The organism is Novosphingobium sp. NDB2Meth1 (assembly GCF_900117425.1).
Taxonomy (GTDB): Bacteria; Pseudomonadota; Alphaproteobacteria; order Sphingomonadales; family Sphingomonadaceae; genus Novosphingobium.
Window position 1 is genome coordinate 497878 of the sequence record NZ_FPEH01000032.1, and the last position, 20064, is coordinate 517941.

A 20064-nucleotide genomic window follows, 5' to 3' on the forward strand; every position below is an offset into this window, starting at 1 on the left:
TTGGTCCCGTTGTAGCCCTCCCGCGCCGGACGACCAGCCACCCGGCGCGCAAGGCACCCTTGCGCCAAACGGATGGGGCAGTCTGTCGTCAGATCACCGAAAGCTGCGCCACCGTCGTCGTCAGGCTGCTGTCGCTGTAGAACGTGTAGTCGTTCCCGCTCTGCGTGTAGATCGCGCCGCCCGCGATCTGCAGCGTATCGCCCGCGTTGAAATCGAGCGTGAGGTGCGAGGCATTGCCCGCCCCCGCCACGCTCTGGATGAAGCTGGCATCGACTGTCAGGCTGGCATTGGTGCCGCTGGCGTTGAAGTCGATCGTTTCGACCCTGCTGAGCACGCCGGCCAGCTGGGCTGCGGAGACCGTACCCGAGTTCGCGGCCAACGAAACGGTATCGCTGCCCGCGCCGCCATCGATGCTGAAGCCCGCGCCGAGAGTGAGCGTAAAGCCGTCGGCAAAGCTGGAGCCGATCACGCTCTCGATGCCGGAGAGGGTATCGCCCGCCGCATCGCCCGCGCTGCCGGTGCCGGTCCCTGCCCCGCCACCGCCAAGCGACAGGGCGACCGCGCTGCCCGACTGCGAATAGTCGGCGATATCGGCGCCCGCCCCGCCGATGAGGCTGTCCGCCCCCGCGCCGCCTGTGAGGCGATCGTTGCCCGCACCGCCGTCAAGGACATTGGCGCCGCCGTCACCTGTCAGGCGGTCGTTGAACGCCGAGCCGATCAGATTCTCGATCGAATTGTAGGTGTCGCCCGCCGCCTCGTTGGTGTTGAACGAGCTGTCGGCAAGGTTGGCCGCGACGCCCAGTGTCGAATTGGCGTAGGTGACGGTGTCCGTGCCCGCGCCGCCATCGAGCACATCGCTGCCGAGCCCGCCGCTCAGGATGTCGTTCCCCGCCTCGCCATAAAGCGAGTCATTGCCCGCCCCGCCCGTCATCGAGTCGTCACCACCGCCACCGCGGAAAGTTTCGTCCGCGCCGGTGCCGAGGAAAGTATCGGCAAGGCTGGTGCCGATGACCTGCTCGATACCGCTGAGCAAGTCGCCCGCCGCATCGCCGCCGCTCGAGGCGGTGCCGTCCAGCCGGGCTGTGACCGATGCGGTTGAGGCCGAATAGTCAATCGTATCGAACCCGCCGCCGCCGATGATCGTGTCTGCCCCGGCGCTGCCGTAGAGCGTGTCGTCACCCAGGCCGCCGTCGAGCAGTTCGATACCCGCACCACCGCGCAGGGTATCGTTGAAAGCGGAACCTACGACGCCTTCGATGGAGATGTAGCTATCGCCCACCGCGTCGGAGGCCGTGACGACAAGGCTGCCGGTCGCGAAGCTGGCGGTGATCGTACTGGCGGAATTGGCGAAGGAGACGCTGTCGGTCCCTGCGCCGCCGTCGAGCACATCCGCACCGGCACCGCCGATCAGCACGTCGTTGCCATTGCCGCCGCGCAGCGTATCGGCGCCGGAGGTGCCCGAGAGCGTATCGTCGAAGGCTGAGCCGATGAGGATTTCGATGCCAGTCAGGCGGTCACCGGTCGCCTCATTGCCTAAACCGACAGTGCCGTCGAGATAGGCTGTTACCCCGCCGGTCGAATTGGCATAGGTGAAGGTATCGGTGCCCGCCCCGCCATCAACCGTATCAGCCCCGGTGCCGCCGTCGATGAAGTCGTTGCCGTTGCCCCCGTTCAACGTATCGTCGCCGACAAAGCCGCTGATCGTATCGTCGCCATCGCCGCCGCTGATGGTCTCATTCGAATTCGAGCCGACCAACGTATCGCTGAAAGCCGAACCGATCAGGCCCTCGACCGAAGTCAGCACGTCGCCCTGGGCAAATCCGCCATTTGCCGCCGTGCCGTCGAGATAGACCGAGACGGCCGCGGTGGAATCCGAATAATCTGCCGTATCGAAGCCGTTGCTACCGTTCAACGTATCGGCCCCGGCCCCGCCGCGCAGGAAATCGTTGCCCGCACCGCCGCTGAGCACGTTGGCATTGGCATCGCCGATCAGCGTATCGGCACTGCCCGAGCCGGTGAGGTTTTCGATGCTGACATAAGTATCGCCCGCGGCGTCGCCTGCGCTGCCGCTGCCCGCGAGCAGGCTGGCGGTGACGCCCGATGTGGAGTTCGCATAGCTGACGGTGTCCGAGCCGCTGCCGCCATCGAGCACGTCACTTCCACCATCGCCGCGCAGCGTATCGTTGCCTTCCATGCCATAGAGCGTATTGTCACCCGCATCGCCCCACAGAGTGTCGTCAAACTGGGTGCCCTGCAGGATCTCGACGTTGGATAGCACGTCGCCCTGCGCTTCGTTGCCGCTGCCGGTGGCGCCATCGAGCCCGACTGTCACCGCGCCCGAGCCGTAGTAGCTGACCGTATCGATGCCGCCCCCGCCGTTGATCGTGTCTGCCCCGCCGAGACCGCGGAACCATTCCGCCGCGGTGGTGCCGGTCACCCGGTCGGCCTGGTTGGTGAGGTAGATGATCTGGAAGTTCCGGTAGGTATCGCCCGCCGCATCGCCGCCCGTCCCGAGCGTCACACCATCTAGGTTCACGGTGACACCGGTGGTGACCGAGACGCTCTGCGGCTGAGATGGGTCGGTACCGAAGAACAGCAGGTTAGTGCCCGCGCCGCCATCGAGCGCATCAGCCCCCGCGCCGCCGGAAATGCGATCATCACCATTGCCGCCGAGGATCGTGTCGTTGCCGCCGAGGCCGATGAGGAAGTCGTTGCCGTCACCGCCGGAAAGCACGTTGTTGCCGCTGCTGCCTTGCAGCGTGTCGTTGAATGCCGAGCCGGTAAGGTTCTCGATGCTGACGTAGCTGTCGCCCAGCGCATCGCCTGCCGTGCCGCTGCCGCCGTTGAGATCGGCACTGACCGAGCTCCCGGCGGCAGAGTAATCGACCGTATCAGTGCCGGAGCCACCGTCCATGTAGTCGAAGCCGTTGCCGCCGAGGAAGGTGTCGTTGCCCGTATCGCCGAACAAGGTGTCACTGCCGGCTCCACCGTCGATCAAATCATCCCCGGCGCCGCCGCGGATGGTGTTGCCGCCGAGGCTGCCGACGAGGGTGTCGTTGAAGCCAGAGCCGGTGAGGTTGACGAAGCCTGAAAACGTATCGCCCTGCGCATCACCCAGCGTGCCGGTGCCAGTGGCGAGGCTGGCCGCGACAGCAGATGCGGCGGAGGCATAGCTCAGCGTGTTGGCCCCCGCCCCGCCGCTGAGCACGTCGGCACCGGCGCCGCCGTCGATGGTATCGTCGCCGTCCTCGCCATAGAGCGTGTCCGCACCGGCACCGCCCTGGATCACGTCATTGCCGAAGCTGCCCAAGATGGTGTTGGCATTGGCATCGCCGGTGAGGGTATCGGCGCCATTGCCGCCCTGGATGTTCTCGAAGCCGGTCAGGGTATCGCCCGCCGCATCGCCGCCGCTCGCCGCGCCGGTGAGGAGATTGACGGTGACGCCCACATTCGCGCCGAGATAGCTGACCGTGTCGATCCCGGCGCCGCCGTCCATCGCGTCGGCCCCGGCGCCGCCGAGGATCACGTCGTTGCCCCCGCCGCCGCGCAGGTTGTTCGTGCCGGAACTGCCGGTGATCGTATCGTCGAAAGCAGAGCCAAGCGCATTTTCGACAGTGCCGGGAACGAAGAAATCGCCTTCCGCATCGCCGCCGGTGTTGTTGGTTCCCGTACCGAGATTGATCGAGATGCCGGCGCCCGAAGCGGAATAGTCGACCGTATCGGTGCCCGTGCCGCCGTCGATGGTATCCGCACCCGCGCCGCCGATCAGGATGTCGTTGCCGTTGCCGCCATAGAGCGTGTCGTTCCCCGCGCCGCCATCGATCGTGTCGTTGCCGTCGTTGCCGTAAACGGTCTCGGCGGCGGCTGAGCCGATGAAGGTGTCATTGAAGGCGGAGAGCGACCACACTTCGATGTTGGTGAAGGTATCGCCCTGCGCGAGGCCGGTGGAGAGCGCGGCATTGGTGAGGTTGACGGTGAGCGCGCTGGCGGAGCTCGTATAGTCGACCGTATCCGTTCCCGCGCCGCCATCGAGCGTATCCGCACCGAGCCCGGGCGCGAGCACATCATCGCCCGCGCCGCCGAAGATCGTATCGGCATTGGCCGAACCGTAGATCACATCGGAAAGTCCCGAGCCGATCACGCGTTCGACATTGATCAGCACGTCGCCATTGGCCTCGCCCGCGCTGCCGGGGGTGCCGTCCATGCGTACGATGACGCCGCCTGCGGTGGAATAGTCCGCCGTGTCGAAACCAGCGCCGCCATCGAGCACGTCCGCCCCGGCGCCGCCGATCAGGGTGTCGTCACCGTCGCCGCCGAGCAAGGTCTCGTTGAAGCCCGCGCCGATCAGCGTATCCGCCAGCGCGGAGCCGATCACGCGTTCGACGCCGATGATCGCATCGCCCTCGGCGTCGCCGCCGCTGGAGGCGGTGCCGTCAAGGCGGACGGTAACGCCAGCGAGGCTGGCCGAGTAGTCGACCGTGTCGGTGCCGGTGCCTCCGTCGATGCTGTCGGCCTGGCCAAACGATACGAAGGTATCGTTGCCGCCCCAGCCATAAAGCGCGGTGGAAGACGTGATCCCGCCGCGGAGTGTATCGCCGTAGTTGGTCGAGCCGTAGATCACCTCGATCCCGGAGAGCACGTCGCCCGCCGCCCAGCCGCCGGAGCCGGCCGAACCGTTGTTGGTGACGGTGACCGCCGCGTTCGAGTTGCGGTAGTCGACGGTGTCGATGCCCGATCCGCCGGTGACGATGTCTGCGCCGAGGCCGGTCACGATCACGTCGTCTCCCGCGCCGCCATCGAGCACATCCGCGCCGTCGGCGCCGTAGAGGGTATCGCTGCCGCCCCCCGCAAGGATGGTCGAACCGGTGGCTGCGGCGTAGATCGTGTCGTTCTGCGCGGAGCCGATCACGGTCTCGATATCGAACAACCGGTCACCCGCCGCATCGCCGGTCGTGCCGAAGCCGCCATCCATGTAGATCACCATGCCGCTGCTGGCGGAGGTGGAATAGTCGACCACGTCGTTGCCGGCATCGCCCCGGTAGATGTCCGCGCCGCCCGACGCGATGAACACGTCATCGCCCGCGCCGCCGACGAATTCCTCGTCCGCATTGCGCCCCTCGAAGCGGTCGGCGAAAGCCGAGCCGACCACACGCTCGATATTGGCGAGCGTATCGCCCTGCGCGTCACCGCCACTGGAGGTGCCCCCGGTGCGGATGGTGACCCCGGCGGCGGAGGCCGAATAGTCGGCGCTGTCATAGCCCGCGCCGCCGTCGATGGAATCGGCCCCGGCGCCGCCCGCGATCGTATCGTCGCCGATGCCGCCGAGCAGGGTGTCGTTGCCAGCACCGCCGGAGAGGGTGTCGTTGCCGTCGAAGCCGTCGAACCAGTCATCGCCGCTGCCGCCAACGAAGGTGTCGCTGCCGCGCGACCCGGTGAAGCGCTCGATCGACACGAACGTATCGCCCGCCGCATCGCCGCCGGTGGCCGTTCCCGCCGCGAGATCGACTGTGACGCCGCCGACCGACCCTGCGTAAGTCACGGTATCGGTGCCGGTGCCGCCATCCAGCACGTCGGCGCCGCTGTCGCCGGAGAGGAGATCTTCGCCCGCGCCGCCGAGGAGGGTATCCGCGCCGCTGCCGCCCGAAAGCACGTCGTTGCCGCCGCCGCCGCTGAGGGTGTCGTTGGAGAAAGCGCCGGTGATCGTGTCTGCAAAGGCCGAGCCGATCACGCCTTCGATGCCGGTAAGCCGGTCGCCCGCGGCGATGTCGCCAATGCCCGCGCTGCCATCGAGCGCAATGGTGATCCCCGCTCCGGCTGCGGAATAGTCGGCGGTGTCGTTGCCGGCGCCGCCGATCATCGTGTCGATGCCCGCACCAGCCACCAGCAGGTCATCGCCTGCCCCGCCTTCGAGCGTATCGGCCGCCGCGCCGCCGATCAGGGTGTCGTTGTAGTCCGAGCCGAGCAGGCGCTCGATCCCGGTCAGCACGTCGCCCGCCGCTTCGCCTGCGCTGCCGCTGCCATTGCCGCCGCCCGCTGCAAGGCTGACGGTGACCGCCGCCGTCGCGTGCTCGTAGGAGGCGGTGTCGAAGCCCGTGCCGCCGTCGATCACGTCAGCCCCGGCACCGCCTTCGATCACGTCGTTGCCATCATTGCCGATCAGCGTTTCGGCAGCGCTGCCACCCACCAGGGTATCGGCGAAGGCCGAGCCCAGCACGCGTTCGATGCCGATCAGCACGTCGCCGGTGGCCGCGCCGCCCGAGCCGGGATCGATGCCATTGTTGTAGACCGTTACGCCCTGCGTACTGGCGGTATAGTCGGCGGTATCGAAGCCGGTGCCGCCGTCGAGAACGTCGCTGCCGGTGCCGCCGATCAGGGTATCGTCGCCCGCGCCGCCGAGCAGCGTGTCGGCACCTGCCCCGCCATCGAGCCGGTCGTTGCCCGCACCGCCTTCAAGAACGTCGGCATTGGCCGAGCCGGTGAGGCGATCTGCGAAGGCCGAGCCCACGACGCGCTCGATGCTGGTGAGCGTGTCGCCCGCTGCATCGCCCGCGCTGCCGGTCCCTGCCGCGAGATCGACGGTGACGGCGCTGGCCGAGGCCGAATAGTCGGCGGTGTCGAAGCCCTCGCCGCCGGAAAGCACGTCCGCGCCGCCAAGGCCTGCCAGCACGTCGTCGCCCGACTGGCCAAGCAGCGTATCCGCGCCCGCGCTGCCGCCGAGTATGTCGGCATAGGCCGAACCGCGGATCGTCTCGATGCCGGTGAGCACGTCGCCTGCCGCATCGCCGCCGCTGCCGGTGCTGCCGTCGGTGGCGATGGTCACGCTGGAGGCCGAGTTCGAATAATCGGCAATGTCGATCCCGGCGCCGCCGTCGATGCGGTCCGCGCCGAGGCCGCCTTCGATCACATCGTTGCCGCTGCCGCCGGACAGCGTGTCGTCGCCCGCCACGCCCTGGACCTGATCGTCACCAGCACCGCCTTCGATCACGTCCGCTCCAGCCGAGCCGAGCAGGCTGTCGGCATAGGCCGAACCGACGAGGCGCTCGATCCCGGTGAGAACATCGCCGAGGCCATCGCCGAGCGTGCCGGAGACCCCGTCCATGCGCACCGCGACGACAGAAGCCGCGCCCGAATAGTCCGCCGTGTCGAACCCTGCGCCGCCATCGAGCACGTCCGCTCCGGCGCCGCCGATAAGGGTGTCGTCGCCGTTGCCGCCGACGAGCGTGTCCGCCCCTGCGCCGCCGGACAGCGTGTCATTCCCGTCCTGCCCCAGGATCGTATCGGCGGCAGATGATCCGATGATCGTATCGCCGTAAGCCGTGCCGATGACCTGTTCGATGCCGGAAAGCACATCGCCCTCGGCGAGGCCGCCGGAGGAGGCGGTGCCGTCCATGCGCACGGTGACAGCAACCGTGCCGGCGCTGTAGTCCACGGTGTCGAACCCGGCGCCGCCGGTGAGCACATCCGCCCCGGCGCTGGCATTGAACAGGTCGTCGCCCGCGCCGCCGTCGATCTGGTCGGCGCCGGTGGAACCATTGAACACGTCGTTGAAGCCCGACCCGATCACACGCTCGACGTTGAGGATGACATCGCCATCGGCATCACCGCCGACCGAGACCGTGCCATCGAGATTGATGGTCACCGCGCTGAGCGAGGTCGCATAGGACACGGTATCGATGCCTGCCCCGCCATCGAGCAGATCCGCGCCTGCGCCGCCGATCAGCGTATCATCGCCCGCCTCGCCAAAGAGCTGGTCGTCGCCGTCGCCGCCGGTCACCACGTCGTTCCCGGCTCCGGCACGGAAGGTCTCGTTGGCTGCCGAGCCGGTAAGGCGGTCGTCGAAGGCTGAGCCGATCAGCTGCTCGATGCTGGTGAGCATATCGCCCGCTGCATCGCCCCGACTTCCCGCAGCACCGCCGAGCGTGACGGTGACGGCGCTGGCCGAGGCAGCGTAGCTGGCGGTATCAAAGCCTGCACCCCCGTCGAGCACGTCCGCGCCGGCGCCGCCGATCAGGGTATCGTCACCCGTCCCGCCCTGCAGCACATCGTTGCCCGCGCCGCCGCTGATGGTATCCGCTCCGGCGCCGCCGAGAATGGCATCATCGCCTACCGAACCGCCGAGCGTATCGTCGTAGGCCGAGCCGATCAGCCGTTCGATGGTCGTGAGCCGGTCGCCGGTCGCATCGCCTGCAGTCCCGGCGCTGCCATCGAGCGTAACCGCAATCGCCGCGCCCGCAGCGGAATAATCGGCGGTATCGAACCCGTCGCCACCGACGAGCGTATCCGCACCTGCGCCGCCGATCAGCGTGTCGTCACCGGCGCCGCCCTGGAGTGTTTCATCAGCACTGGCGCCGATCAGCGTATCGCCGAGCGCCGAGCCGATCACGATCTCGATGCCCGTCAGCACATCGCCTTCGGCATCGCCGCCCGAACCTGTGCTGCCGTCAAGTGCAACGCGCACCGCCTGGATCGAGCCAGAATAGTCCGCGGTGTCGACGCCCGCGCCGCCATCGAGCGAGTCGTTGCCCGCACCGCCGATCAGAGTGTCGTCGCCTGCACCGCCGCCCAGCATATCCTCGCCGAGCCCGCCGATCAGCACATCGTTGCCGCCGCCGCCAAGGAGCACGTCGGCGCCGGTCGAACCAGTCAGGCGGTCAGCCAGTGCGGAACCGATGACCATTTCGATGCCCGTGAGCACATCGCCCTGCGCATCGCCGCCGGTGCCGGTCCCGGTTGCTAGGTTGACAGTAACCCCCGCGCTGCTTGCCGAATAATCGGCCATGTCGAAGCCCGTGCCGCCATCGAGCACATCGGTTCCGGCCCCCCCCTTGAGCACGTCGTCCCCGCCCCCGCCGAGCAACGTATCCGCGCCTGTGCCGCCGCGCAGCGTGTCACCGAACGCGCTGCCGATCAGCACTTCGGCGTTGGCGATCACATCGCCCGCCGCATCGCCGCCGGAGTTTGCGCCGCCGTCGAGCCCGGCGTTCACGCCGCTCGCAGACGCTGAGTAGTCGACCGTGTCGAGGCCGAGGCCGCCATCGAGCACGTCCGCGCCGAGGTCGCCGACGAGCGTATCATCGCCCGACTGGCCGAGTAGCCTATCCGCGCCCGCGCCGCCGATCAGCGTATCGTTGCCCGCTCCGCCTTCCAGCGTGTCGTTGCCATCCGCACCGCGCAGCGTATCGGCTTGGGCCGAGCCGATCACGCGCTCGATCGAAGTCAGCGTGTCGCCGGCCGCATCACCGCCGCCGGACACTGTGCCATCGAGATTGACGGTGACCCCGGCGGCCGATGCGGAATAGTCCGCCGTATCGAAGCCGTCACCGCCATCGAGCGTGTCTGAACCCGCCGTGCCGACAAGCGTGTCGTCGCCCGCATCACCATAGAGCGTATCCGCGCCGACCCGGCCGATCAGCGTATCGGCAAAGGCAGAGCCGCGCAGCACCTCGACATTGGTGATCGTATCGCCCGCAGCATCGCCGCCGCTGCCGACGCTGCCGCCGAGCGAGGCGGTGACGCCGGCGGACGAGGCCGCATAGGTCACAGTATCGAACCCGCTGCCGCCATCGATGATGTCCGCCCCGGCGCCGCCGTCCAGCGTATCGTCACCTGAACCGCCCAGCAGCGTATCGTTGCCCGCAAGGCCGCGCAGAACGTCATCCCCCGCGCCGCCGGACAGCGTTTCCGCGCCCCCGCTGCCGGTCAGCGTATCGTCGAAGGCCGAGCCATTGACCCGCTCAATCCCGGTGAGCACATCGCCCTGGGCATCGCCGCCGGTGGCTGCAGAACCGTCGAGCACGATCTGCACCGCCGCGTCGGACGTGCTGTAGTCCGCCGTGTCGAAGCCGGTGCCGCCATCGACCACGTCCGCCCCCGCGCCGCCGCGCAGCACGTCGTCTCCCGCGCCGCCGAGCAGGGTATCCCCGCCGCCGCCGCCTGAAAGCGTGTCGTTCCCGGCGCTGCCTTCCAGCGTTTCCGCCGCCGAACCGCCGATGATCGTATCGGCGTAGGCCGAGCCGATCACGCGCTCGACACCGATGAGGCTGTCGCCTTCGGCATCGCCACCGGTGGCGGTCGAACCATCGAGCGTGATCTGCACCGCCGCGGCGCTGGCGCTGTAGTCGGCAGTGTCGAAGCCGGTCCCGCCATCGAGCACATCGGCGCCCGCACCGCCCGCGAGTACGTCGTCGCCGCTGCCGCCGGACAGGGTATCGTTCCCCGCGCCGCCGGACAGAGTGTCGCTCCCCGCACCGCCCAGCAGGACTTCGTCCGCCGCGCTGCCGGTGATGGTGTCGTTGAAGTCCGAACCTTCGACCTGCTCGATGCCGCTGACCCGATCGCCCGCCGCATCGCCGCCGGAGCCAAGGCCGGTAGCGAGGTTGAGCTGGATCGCCGCTGCCGACGCCGCGTAGCTCAGCCTGTCGAACCCCGTGCCGCCGTCGATCACATCCGCGCCCTCGCCGCCGGTGATCGCGTCGTCACCGGATCCGCCCAGCAGCGTGTCGTCTCCCGCACCGCCGGAGATCACGTCATCGCCCGCGCCGCCTTCGAGGGTATCGGCGCCCGCGCTGCCGCCGAGCGTATCGGCAAAGGCCGAGCCGACCACGCGCTCAATGCCGCCGAGCGTATCGCCTGCCGCATCGCCGCTGCTGCCCAGACTGCCATCCGTGGCGATGGTCACGCCGCTGCCGGATGCCGAATAGTCCGCCGTGTCGAAATCGGCACCGCCGATCAGCACATCCGCGCCGATCGACCCGGTGAGCGTGTCATCCCCCGCGCCGCCGTCGAGTGTCTCGCTGCCGATGCCACCCGCAAGCCTGTCGCCGAAGGCCGAGCCGACGAGGCGTTCGATACTCGAAAGCGTGTCACCCTCGGCAAAGCCTCCAGTGCCGATACGCCCGTCGAGCCCGGCATTCACCGCGCTTGTCGAGCCTGAATAGTCAGCCGTGTCGATTCCATCGCCGCCAATCAGCGTGTCCGCGCCGAGGCTGCCGACGAGCGTATCGTCACCATCGCCCGCGCGGATGGTTTCGCTGCCCGCGCCGCCTCCCAAGCGGTCGTCGTAGACAGAGCCGATCAGCACTTCGATGCCGATGAGCGTATCGCCCGCCGCACCGTCCGCGCCTCCGCTGCCGTCGAGCGCGATGGTGACGCCGCTGGTGGAACCGGCATAGCTGGCGGTATCGATGCCAAGGCCGCCATCGATCGCATCGGCGCCGTCACCGCCGACGATCACGTCGTTGCCGGCACCGCCCAGCAAAGTGTCGTTGCCGCCGCCGCCGTATATCGTGTCGTTGCCCGCACCGCCTTCGATGCGATCGGCGTTGTCGCTTCCGGTGAGCTGGTCGTCGAAGGCCGAGCCGATGAGGCCTTCGATATCGATGAGCACATCGCCCGCCGCATCGCCGCCGCTGCCGCCGCGCCCGTCGAGATAGGCGGTGACTGCCGCGCCGGACGCGGCGTAGCTTACCGTATCGAAGCCGCTGCCGCCGTCGAGCACGTCGTTCCCGGCGCTGCCGAGCAGGGTATCGTCGCCCGCGCCGCCGAGGATCGTTTCAGAACCTGCGCCGCCACCGAGCCTGTCGCCAAAGGCTGAGCCGATCAGGCGCGAAATGCCGACAAGCTGGTCACCGGTCGCCTCGCCGCCTGTGCCCGCCGCGCCGGAGAGGTCGACCGCGACGCCCGCAGCCGCATCCGCATAGCTCGCGGTGTTGAGGCCGCTTCCGCCGTCAAGGATGTCCGCGCCGAGCCCGCCGACGAGCAGGTCATCACCGCTGCCGCCGAGCAGGGTATCGTCGCCCGCCCCGCCCATCAGCACGTCGTCGCCCGCGCCGCCGTCGAGCCGGTCGTCCGCAGCACCACCGATGATCGTGTCATTCTGCGCCGAGCCGATCACGCCTTCGATGCCGGTGAGCACGTCGCCCTCGGCATCGCCGCCGCTTGCCGGGCCGCCATCGAGGCGCACGGTCACCCCGGCAGCGGAGTCGGCATAGCTCGCGGTGTCGAAGCCGTCCCCTCCGTCGAGCAGGTCTGCCCCGACGCCGCCGGTCAGGATGTCGTCGCCCATGCCGCCTAGCAGCGTATCGCTGCCACCTCCGCCCCCAAGCAAATCGTTGCCTGCCCCACCTTCGAGCCGCTCGCCCTGCGAGGTGCCGACGATCATGTCGTCGAAGGCCGAACCGACGGCGTTCTCGATAGAGGACAGTATATCGCCCTGGGCATCGCCGCCTGCGGATAGCGAGCCGTCCAGGTTGATCGCGATGCCCGCGGAGGAGGTCGAGTAATCGGCGGTGTCCGAACCCGCGCCGCCGAGCAGCATGTCCGCACCGGCGCCGCCGCGCAGCACATCGTTGCCGGCGCCGCCGTCGAGCACGTCGGCTCCAGCGCCGCCGTCGAGCAGGTCGTTGCCGCCGCGCCCGCGCAGCACGTCGTCTGCGGCAGTGCCCGCAATGCTGTCGTCGAACTCGCTGCCTTCGACGATCTCGATGGAGACGAAGCTGTCGCCTGTGGCCTCCCCGCCGGTTCCGCCGGTCACAAGGCTGAGCGTGATACCTGCTGATGCGCGCGAATAGTCTGCCGTATCGAAGCCCGCGCCGCCGTCGAGTACGTCCGCACCGCCGCCGCCGCGCAAGATGTCGTCGCCGCCTTCGCCGCGCAGGGTTTCGTCGGCACCGGCGCCTGAAAACACGTCCGCCTCGGCCGAACCGATCACTTCCTCGATGCTGGTGAGCACGTCGCCTTCGGCAAGTCCGCTGGCGCTGGCGCCCCCGGCGAGAGTGACGATGACCCCGGCGAGCGAGGCCGAATAGTCGACCGTATCGTGCCCGGCGCCGCCATCGATAACATCCGCACCGGCGCCCCCGTCGATCACGTCATCGCCCGCGCCGCCGAGGATCACGTCATCCCCGCCAAGGCCGACGAGGACGTCGTTGCCCGCGCCGCCTTCGAGCGTATCGGCCTGCGACGAGCCGGTCAGCTGGTCGGCGAAAGTCGAACCGACAAGTCGCTCGATGCTGTCAAGCCGGTCGCCCGCCGCATCGCCCGCCGTGCCGCGTCCGGTAGAGAGCGAGACGGCGACACCGGAGACAGCATCGCTGTAGTCCGCCGTGTCGAAACCGGCCCCGCCGAAGAGCTGGTCTGCGCTGCCGCGCCCGGAGAGCACGTCATCGCCTGCGCCGCCGGTCAGGATGTCGTCCGCCGCCGTGCCGCGCAGGATATCGTCGTAGGCCGAGCCGATCAGGTTCTCGATATTGAGCAGGCGGTCGCCTTCCGCCGAACCGCCGGTGGAGACCGAGCCATCGACCGAGACCGAAACGCCCGAGGTCGAATCCGAGTAGTCGACGGTATCCGAGCCGTCGCCGCCGTCGAGGAGGTCAGCCCCGGCGCCACCATCGAGCCGGTCATTGCCAGCCCCGCCGCGCAGCACGTCATCACCGCCGCCACCGACAAGGACGTCGTTGCCCGCCCCGCCGTCGAGCAGGTTGACGGCGCTGCTGCCGGTCAGGCGGTCGTCGAGCGAGGAGCCGATCACGCCTTCGATGCTCACGAGCTGGTCGCCCGCGGCATCGCCGCCGACGCCGATGGAGCCGTCGAGCGTGACGGTGACCGCACCGTCGCTCGCGCTGTAGTCAGCCACGTCGGTGCCGGAGCCGCCGTCGAGCACATCGGCCCCGGCACTGCCGCGCAGAATGTCATCGCCCGCACCAGCGAGGATCGTCTCGCTGCCCGCGCCGCCGCCGAGACTGTCGGCATAGGCCGAGCCGATCAGGCGCTGGATATTGCTCAGCGAATCCCCGGCAGCCTCGCCCCCGGTGCCGAGCGCGCCGGAGAGATCGATGGTGACGCCCGACGCCGCACCGGCATAGCTCGCGGTGTTCAACCCGGAGCCGCCGTCGATCACGTCCGCGCCGAACCCGCCGGTGATCACGTCGTCGCCGCTGCCGCCGAGCAGTCGGTCATCGCCCGCGCCGCCGATGATCGTATCGTCACCCGCGCCGCCGGAAATCGTTTCAGCGGCATCCGCACCGACGAGCGTGTCGTCGTAGGCCGAACCGGTCAGGTTCTCGATCCCGATGAGCTGGTCGCCCTCGGCGCTGCCACCCGCGCTGACCGAACCGTCAAGCCGCACGGTAACGGCTTGGGCAGACGTGCCGTAGTCGACGGTATCGATGCCGTCGCCGCCTTCGATGCGGTCCGCACCGGCGCCGCCGTCGAGAACGTCGTCCCCCGCGCCGCCGCGCAGGGTATCGTTGCCTTCGCCGCCGATCAGGGTGTCATTGCCCGCGCCGCCTTCGAGCGTGTCATCGTTGAGGCTGCCGAGCAGGCGGTCGTCGAAGGCGGAACCGACAAGGCGTTCAATCCCGGCGAGTGTGTCGCCCGCTGCGTCGCCACCAATGCCGATGCTGCCGCCAAGCCCGGCAACGACGGCTTCGCTCGAGCCCGAGTAGTCGACCGTGTCGAACCCGGCGCCGCCATCGAGCACGTCCGCGCCCGCACCGCCGTCGAGGATATCATTGCCCGCGCCGCCGAGGAGGACGTCAGCCCCGTCGCGGCCTGCGAGCAGATCGTCCCCGGCGCCGCCTTCCATCGTGTCGTCGCTCGCCGCACCGTAGAGGCGGTCAGCGCCGGAAGAGCCGACCAGTCGCTCGATGGAGATCAGCGTATCGCCCTGCGCATCGCCGCCGCTGCCGGTACCTGCAGCCAGATCGACCGTCACGCCGGAGGCCGAGGTGCTGTAATCGGCGGTATCGAGCCCAGCGCCGCCGTCCAGCACGTCGGCCCCACCGCGCCCGGCGAGCTCATCATCGCCGCCGCCGCCGCGCAAGGTTTCGTCCGCGCCCGCTCCGACCAGCCGGTCGTCGAAGCCGCTGCCGGTCACTTCCTCGATTCCCGTCAGCGTATCGCCGGTGGCGGTGCCGCCGAAGCCGGTCGTGCCATCGAGATAGACGCTGACGCCGGAGCCGGAGAGGCTGTAGTCGGCCCGGTCATAGCCGGCCCCGCCATCGATGACGTCGGCGCCCGTGCCGCCGTCGATCACATCGTCGCCCATGCCGCCGAGCAGCGTGTCATCGCCCGCCGCGCCGACCAGCCCGTCGTTGCCATCGCCGCCGACGAGGCGGTCAGCCCGGGCGCTGCCGGTGAGTTGGTCGTCGAAGGCGGACCCCAGCACGCTTTCGATGCCGGACAAGCGGTCACCTTCTGCATCTCTGCCCGCGCCGGTGCCGGCGCCGAGATCGACGGTGACGGCGGTGGAAGAGTCGCCGTAGTCGGCCGTATCGAAGCCACTGCCGCCATCGAGCACGTCCGCCCCGGCGCCGCCGTTCAGGATGTCGTCGCCCGCATCGCCGCGCAGTGTGTCATCGCCGCCCGCGCCGGACAGGCGATCGTCGCCGCCGCCGCCCTCGAGCGTTTCTGCCGCACCGACACCGGTGATTGCGTCATCATAGGCAGAGCCGAGAATGCGCTCGAAGCCCGTGACCGAATCGCCCTCGGCATCGCCGCCCTCGCCCGCCGAGCCATCGAGCCGGAGCGAAATTCCGCTGCGGCTGTCCTCATAGCTCGCGGTATCGAAGCCTGCGCCGCCATCTAAGATATCGGCGCCGCCGCGCCCTTCGATCACGTCGTCGCCCGCGCCGCCGATCAGCGTGTCATTGCCGGCTGAACCGTCGAGCGTATCGGCAAAGGCTGTGCCGATCACACCTTCGATTCCGGTCAGCGTGTCACCATCGGCATCGCCGCCACTGGCGCTGCCGAGCGCGAGATCGACGCGCACGCCCACAGTGCTGGCGCTGTAGTCGACCACGTCCACACCGGCGCCGCCATCAAGAACATCGGCCCCGGCGCTGCCGTAAAGAATGTCGTTGCCGCCCTGGCCGAGCAGCATGTCGGCATCGGTCGAGCCGCGCAGCACGTCGGCGAACGCGGAGCCGGAAATGCCTTCGATGCCGCTGTAGAGGTCGCCCTCGGCATCGCCGCCGGTGTTGGCGCCGCCATCGAGCCCGGCGTTTACCCCGGTTTGGGAGCGCCCATAATCGATGATATCGCTGCCGAGCCCGCCGATCAGCATGTCCGCACCCGCGCCGCCATCGAGCCGGTCGTTCCCCGCACCGCCATCGAGCGTATCGGCCCCGGCGCCCCCGTTAAGGCGATCATCGAAACCGGAGCCGACGATCCGCTCGATCCCGGTCAGCGTATCGCCCTGCGCATCGCCGCCGAGCCCGACCGAGCCGTCGTTACCCACGACCACACCCGTCGCGCTGGCGCTGTAGTCGGCCGTGTCAAACCCGTCGCCGCCGATCAGCCGGTCGGCGCCACCGAGGCCTGCGAGGACATCGTCACCCGCGCCGCCGCTGAGCGTGTTCGCACTGTCGTTGCCGGACAGGCGGTCCGTAAACGACGAGCCGGTGAGCGCCTCGATGCCTTCGAGCTTATCGCCCTCGGCATCGCCGCCGCTGCCAGCCGAACCGTCAAGCGCGACAGTAACCGCTGCTTCCGATGCGCTGTAGTCCGCGGTATCGAACCCTTCGCCGCCCTGGAGCAGGTCCGCCCCGCCGCCACCCGCGAGCACGTCGTCGCCAGCGCCGCCAGAGAGGCGGTTGGCCCCGGCATCGCCGATCAGACGATCGGCGTAGGCAGAGCCAGTCAGGTTCTCGATGCTGCTGAAGGTGTCGCCCGCCGCACTTCCCCCGCTGCCGGTGTTCGCGGCCAGACTGACCTGAACGGCTGAGGTGGAGTCACTATAGTCGGCTGTGTCCGTGCCGCTGCCGCCGATCAGCGTATCGGCACCGAGTCCGCCGCGCAGCACATCATCACCTGCGCCGCCATCCAGGGTGTTGTCGCCGCTGTCGCCGATCAGGGTATCGGCATAAGCGCCGCCGATCACGCGTTCTACGCCGGAAAGCCGGTCGCCCTCGGCGATATCACCGGAGGAGGCATTGCCATCGAGCCGTACGGCGACGGCGCCGCCCGCAGCGGAATAGTCGGCCGTGTCGAAGCCGTCGCCCCCGGTCAGCGTATCCGCGCCGAGATCACCGAGAAGCGTGTCATCGCCGCCATTGCCCGATAGCGTATTGTCTCCTGCATCGCCGCCGAGGCGGTCGGCGAAAGCCGAGCCGGAAAGCGCCTCGATCCCGCGCAGGATGTCACCTGCCGCATCGCCGCCAGTGCCCGGAGCACCGTCAAGCGCGACTGAAACGCCCGCACTTGAGCTTGAATAGTCAGCCGTATCAAAGCCCGCGCCGCCAAGCAGAGTATCCGCTCCGCCTCCGCCCGAAAGCCGGTCGTTGCCATCGCCGCCGACAAGCGTGTCGTCCGCATTGCCGCCGATCAGCACGTCGTCGCGCGCCGAGCCGACCACTTTCTCGACATTGGTCAGCCGGTCGCCGTCGGCATCGCCGCCTTCGGAGAGCGTGCCATCCAGCCGCACCGTCACGCCCGCGCGCGAGGCGCTGTAGTCGACGGTGTCGAAACCTTCGCCGCCGTCGATGGCATCGGCCCCGCCCAGGCCGATGAGCACATCGTCCCCGGCAAGGCCGCGCAGCACATCGTCACCCGCCGAGCCGACAAGGGTATCGCCGAAGCCTGAGCCTTCGAGCCCTTCGATGCTGACAAAGCGGTCACCTACGGCGTCGCCGCCATCGCGCAGCGAACCGTCGAGCGAGACACGCACGCCGGCGCTGGAGCCCGCGTAGCTCGCGATATCGAAACCGGCGCCGCCATTGAGCACGTCGGCGCCGAAGCCGCCTTCCAGCACGTCATCGCCCACACCGCCGGAGAGCGTTTCATCGCCTCGGCCGCCGACGAGTTTGTCGTCAAAGGCGCTGCCCTTGAGCACCTCGATATTGGCGTAAGTGTCGCCTTCGGCATCGCCGCCGCGGCTGATCCGGCCATCGAGATAGACTTCGACGCCGACCGCACTGGCGCTGAAATCGACCGTATCGATCCCGCCTGCGCCGTCGATCCGGTCAGCCCCCGCACCGCCCGTAATCGTATTGTCCCCGCCATCGCCGGTTAGCGCATCGTCGAAGGCCGAGCCGATCAGGTTTTCGTTACCGAAGGCCGTATCGCCCTCCGAATCGCCACCTTTGCCTGCAGTCCCGTCGAGCCGCGCGTCGACGCCGCTGGCCGAGCCGCTGTAGTCGAGCGTGTCGATGCCAGTTCCGCCGTCGAAGCGGTCGGCCCCGGCGCTGCCGGTGAACAGGTCGTCGCCCGCACCGCCTTCGATCCACTCGCTCGCCGCGCTGCCGTGGATCGTGTCGTTGCGGTCCGTCGCGATCACGTGTTCGATGTTGAACAGCGTATCGCCCTCGGCCTCCCCCCCGCGCGAGGGGGTGCCGTCGAGGAACACTTCGATGCCCTTGGCGCCCGCAGGCGCACCCGCGAATGCACCGCTGTAGTCCACCGTATCGAAGCCTGCCCCGCCATCGAGTACGTCGGCGCCCTTGCCGCCGATCAGCGTGTTGTCATTGGCATCGCCGGTCAGGCGGTCATTGAAATCCGAGCCGACAAGACCTTCGACATTGGCGTAGGTGTCGCCTTCCGCTGCACCGCCCTTGCCTGTGCCGGTGGCGAGGCTTGCATCGACGCTTTCGCCGGAAAGGCGATAACTGACCACGTCGAAGCCGTTGCCGCCGTCGATCTTGTCGGCGCCCGCACCGGCATGGATGCGATCGTCGCCCGAGCCGGCCGCGATGTTGGTGCCGGGCGGGTTGGCGAAGAGCACGTAGATCGGCTCGCCGGTGACCGGGTCCTTCACCGTCATCCCGGCCTGATCGAGCACGTCCTTGATGCCGAAGTGGGTCGAGACCGAGACCGAATACGTGGACGTCTTGCCGTCTGCGGAGAGGCCGAGCAGCACCGGGAAATAGAACTCGTCCTTGAAACCGTTCTCGGCGGCGGTCGCGGCGGTGGACGGCAGCTTGTAGGTCACTTCCAGATCGAACGCGAAGTGCGATTGGCTGGCGGGGACGGGTACAGTCTTGCCGGTGGCGTCGGTGGTCGTGGTCAGCTTCTCGATCTTGCCCTGATCGATGGTGACGAGCCAGCCCTTGTCGGTCAGCGTGCCGTTGACGATCCCATAACCCGCCGGGAGCGATGGGATCAGCACCTGCAGCAGTTCGAGACCCTTGGCGGGCACTTCGGCGACAACGTGGAGCACGCGCATGGAATTGCCCTGCGGCGCTCGCGCAGGATCATCGGCGTAGATCACGTCGTCGCCCGAGGTGCCCTCCACGCTTTCGGGCGCGGACTGGGCAGCGAACGAGGCATCCTGGGATGAACCGGGGCCGCCGGTGTTGCCCTTGATCACCGTCTCGCCGTTCTCGGTGCTGCGGGTGACACCCTCCGAGTTGAACAACTCGAACGTGAGCTTGGGGACGAGCTTGCCGATGCCGGCCGGGCCCAGCGCATCATCGGGCGCAGGCGTCGCGGAGCGGGGAGATATGACGCCCGGCGAACTCGCGGTTTGCGGCAGGGAATCGCTGATCTTCTCGGTCAGCGCCTTGCCGGTCAGGTCGGACTTGTGCTGCTTTTCCTGCTTGGCGGCGGCTTCGGCCTGCGCCTGCGCGGAGTCCTCGGGCTGGACCGCGCCGGCGGGCTGCTTGGCCTCGGTCGGCTTGCTCGAATCCGCGCTGCTGAGGTGGAGTTCGAGATCGGGGTTCTGCGGGTTGATCTCGCCGACCATGCCAACGGTCTGGTCCGCCGAAAATTCCTTGTCGGCGAAGACAATGATCGGTTTGCGTCCGGAGAAGGCGGCGAGCGCCATGCCGGGGATGATGATGCGCGATCCGTCGGCAAAGACGAGCACCACATCGACGTCCGCGATTTCGACCTTGAACGGCGCGTACTTGATGCCCAGCCGCGCCTTGTCGTCGGCATCGAGCTGCACGACCTTGGCCGCGCCGTAGTCCTGCTTGGCAACCGCCGCCTGCGCGCCATCGGCTTCGGGCGCAAGGTGGGGAGAGCCTTTGCCGCCCTTAAGCTTGCCGACGGAACCCGATTTGGCGCGAACGATCTTGACCATAGGACCTCGATGGGTGGGTGGCGGGTTCTAGCGCCCGCAGACTTAGA

1 protein-coding gene is annotated in these 20064 nt (G+C 68.6%); it reads right to left on the reverse strand.

What is annotated here, in order from left to right; all coding sequences use genetic code 11:
* Positions 1 to 88: 88 nt before the first annotated feature.
* Positions 89 to 20017 carry a hypothetical protein gene (locus tag NDB2M1_RS22950; RefSeq protein WP_083555005.1) on the reverse strand — a complete coding sequence of 6643 codons (19929 nt, stop codon included), beginning with the start codon at positions 20015 to 20017 and terminating at the stop codon, positions 89 to 91.
* Positions 20018 to 20064 lie beyond the last annotated feature (47 nt).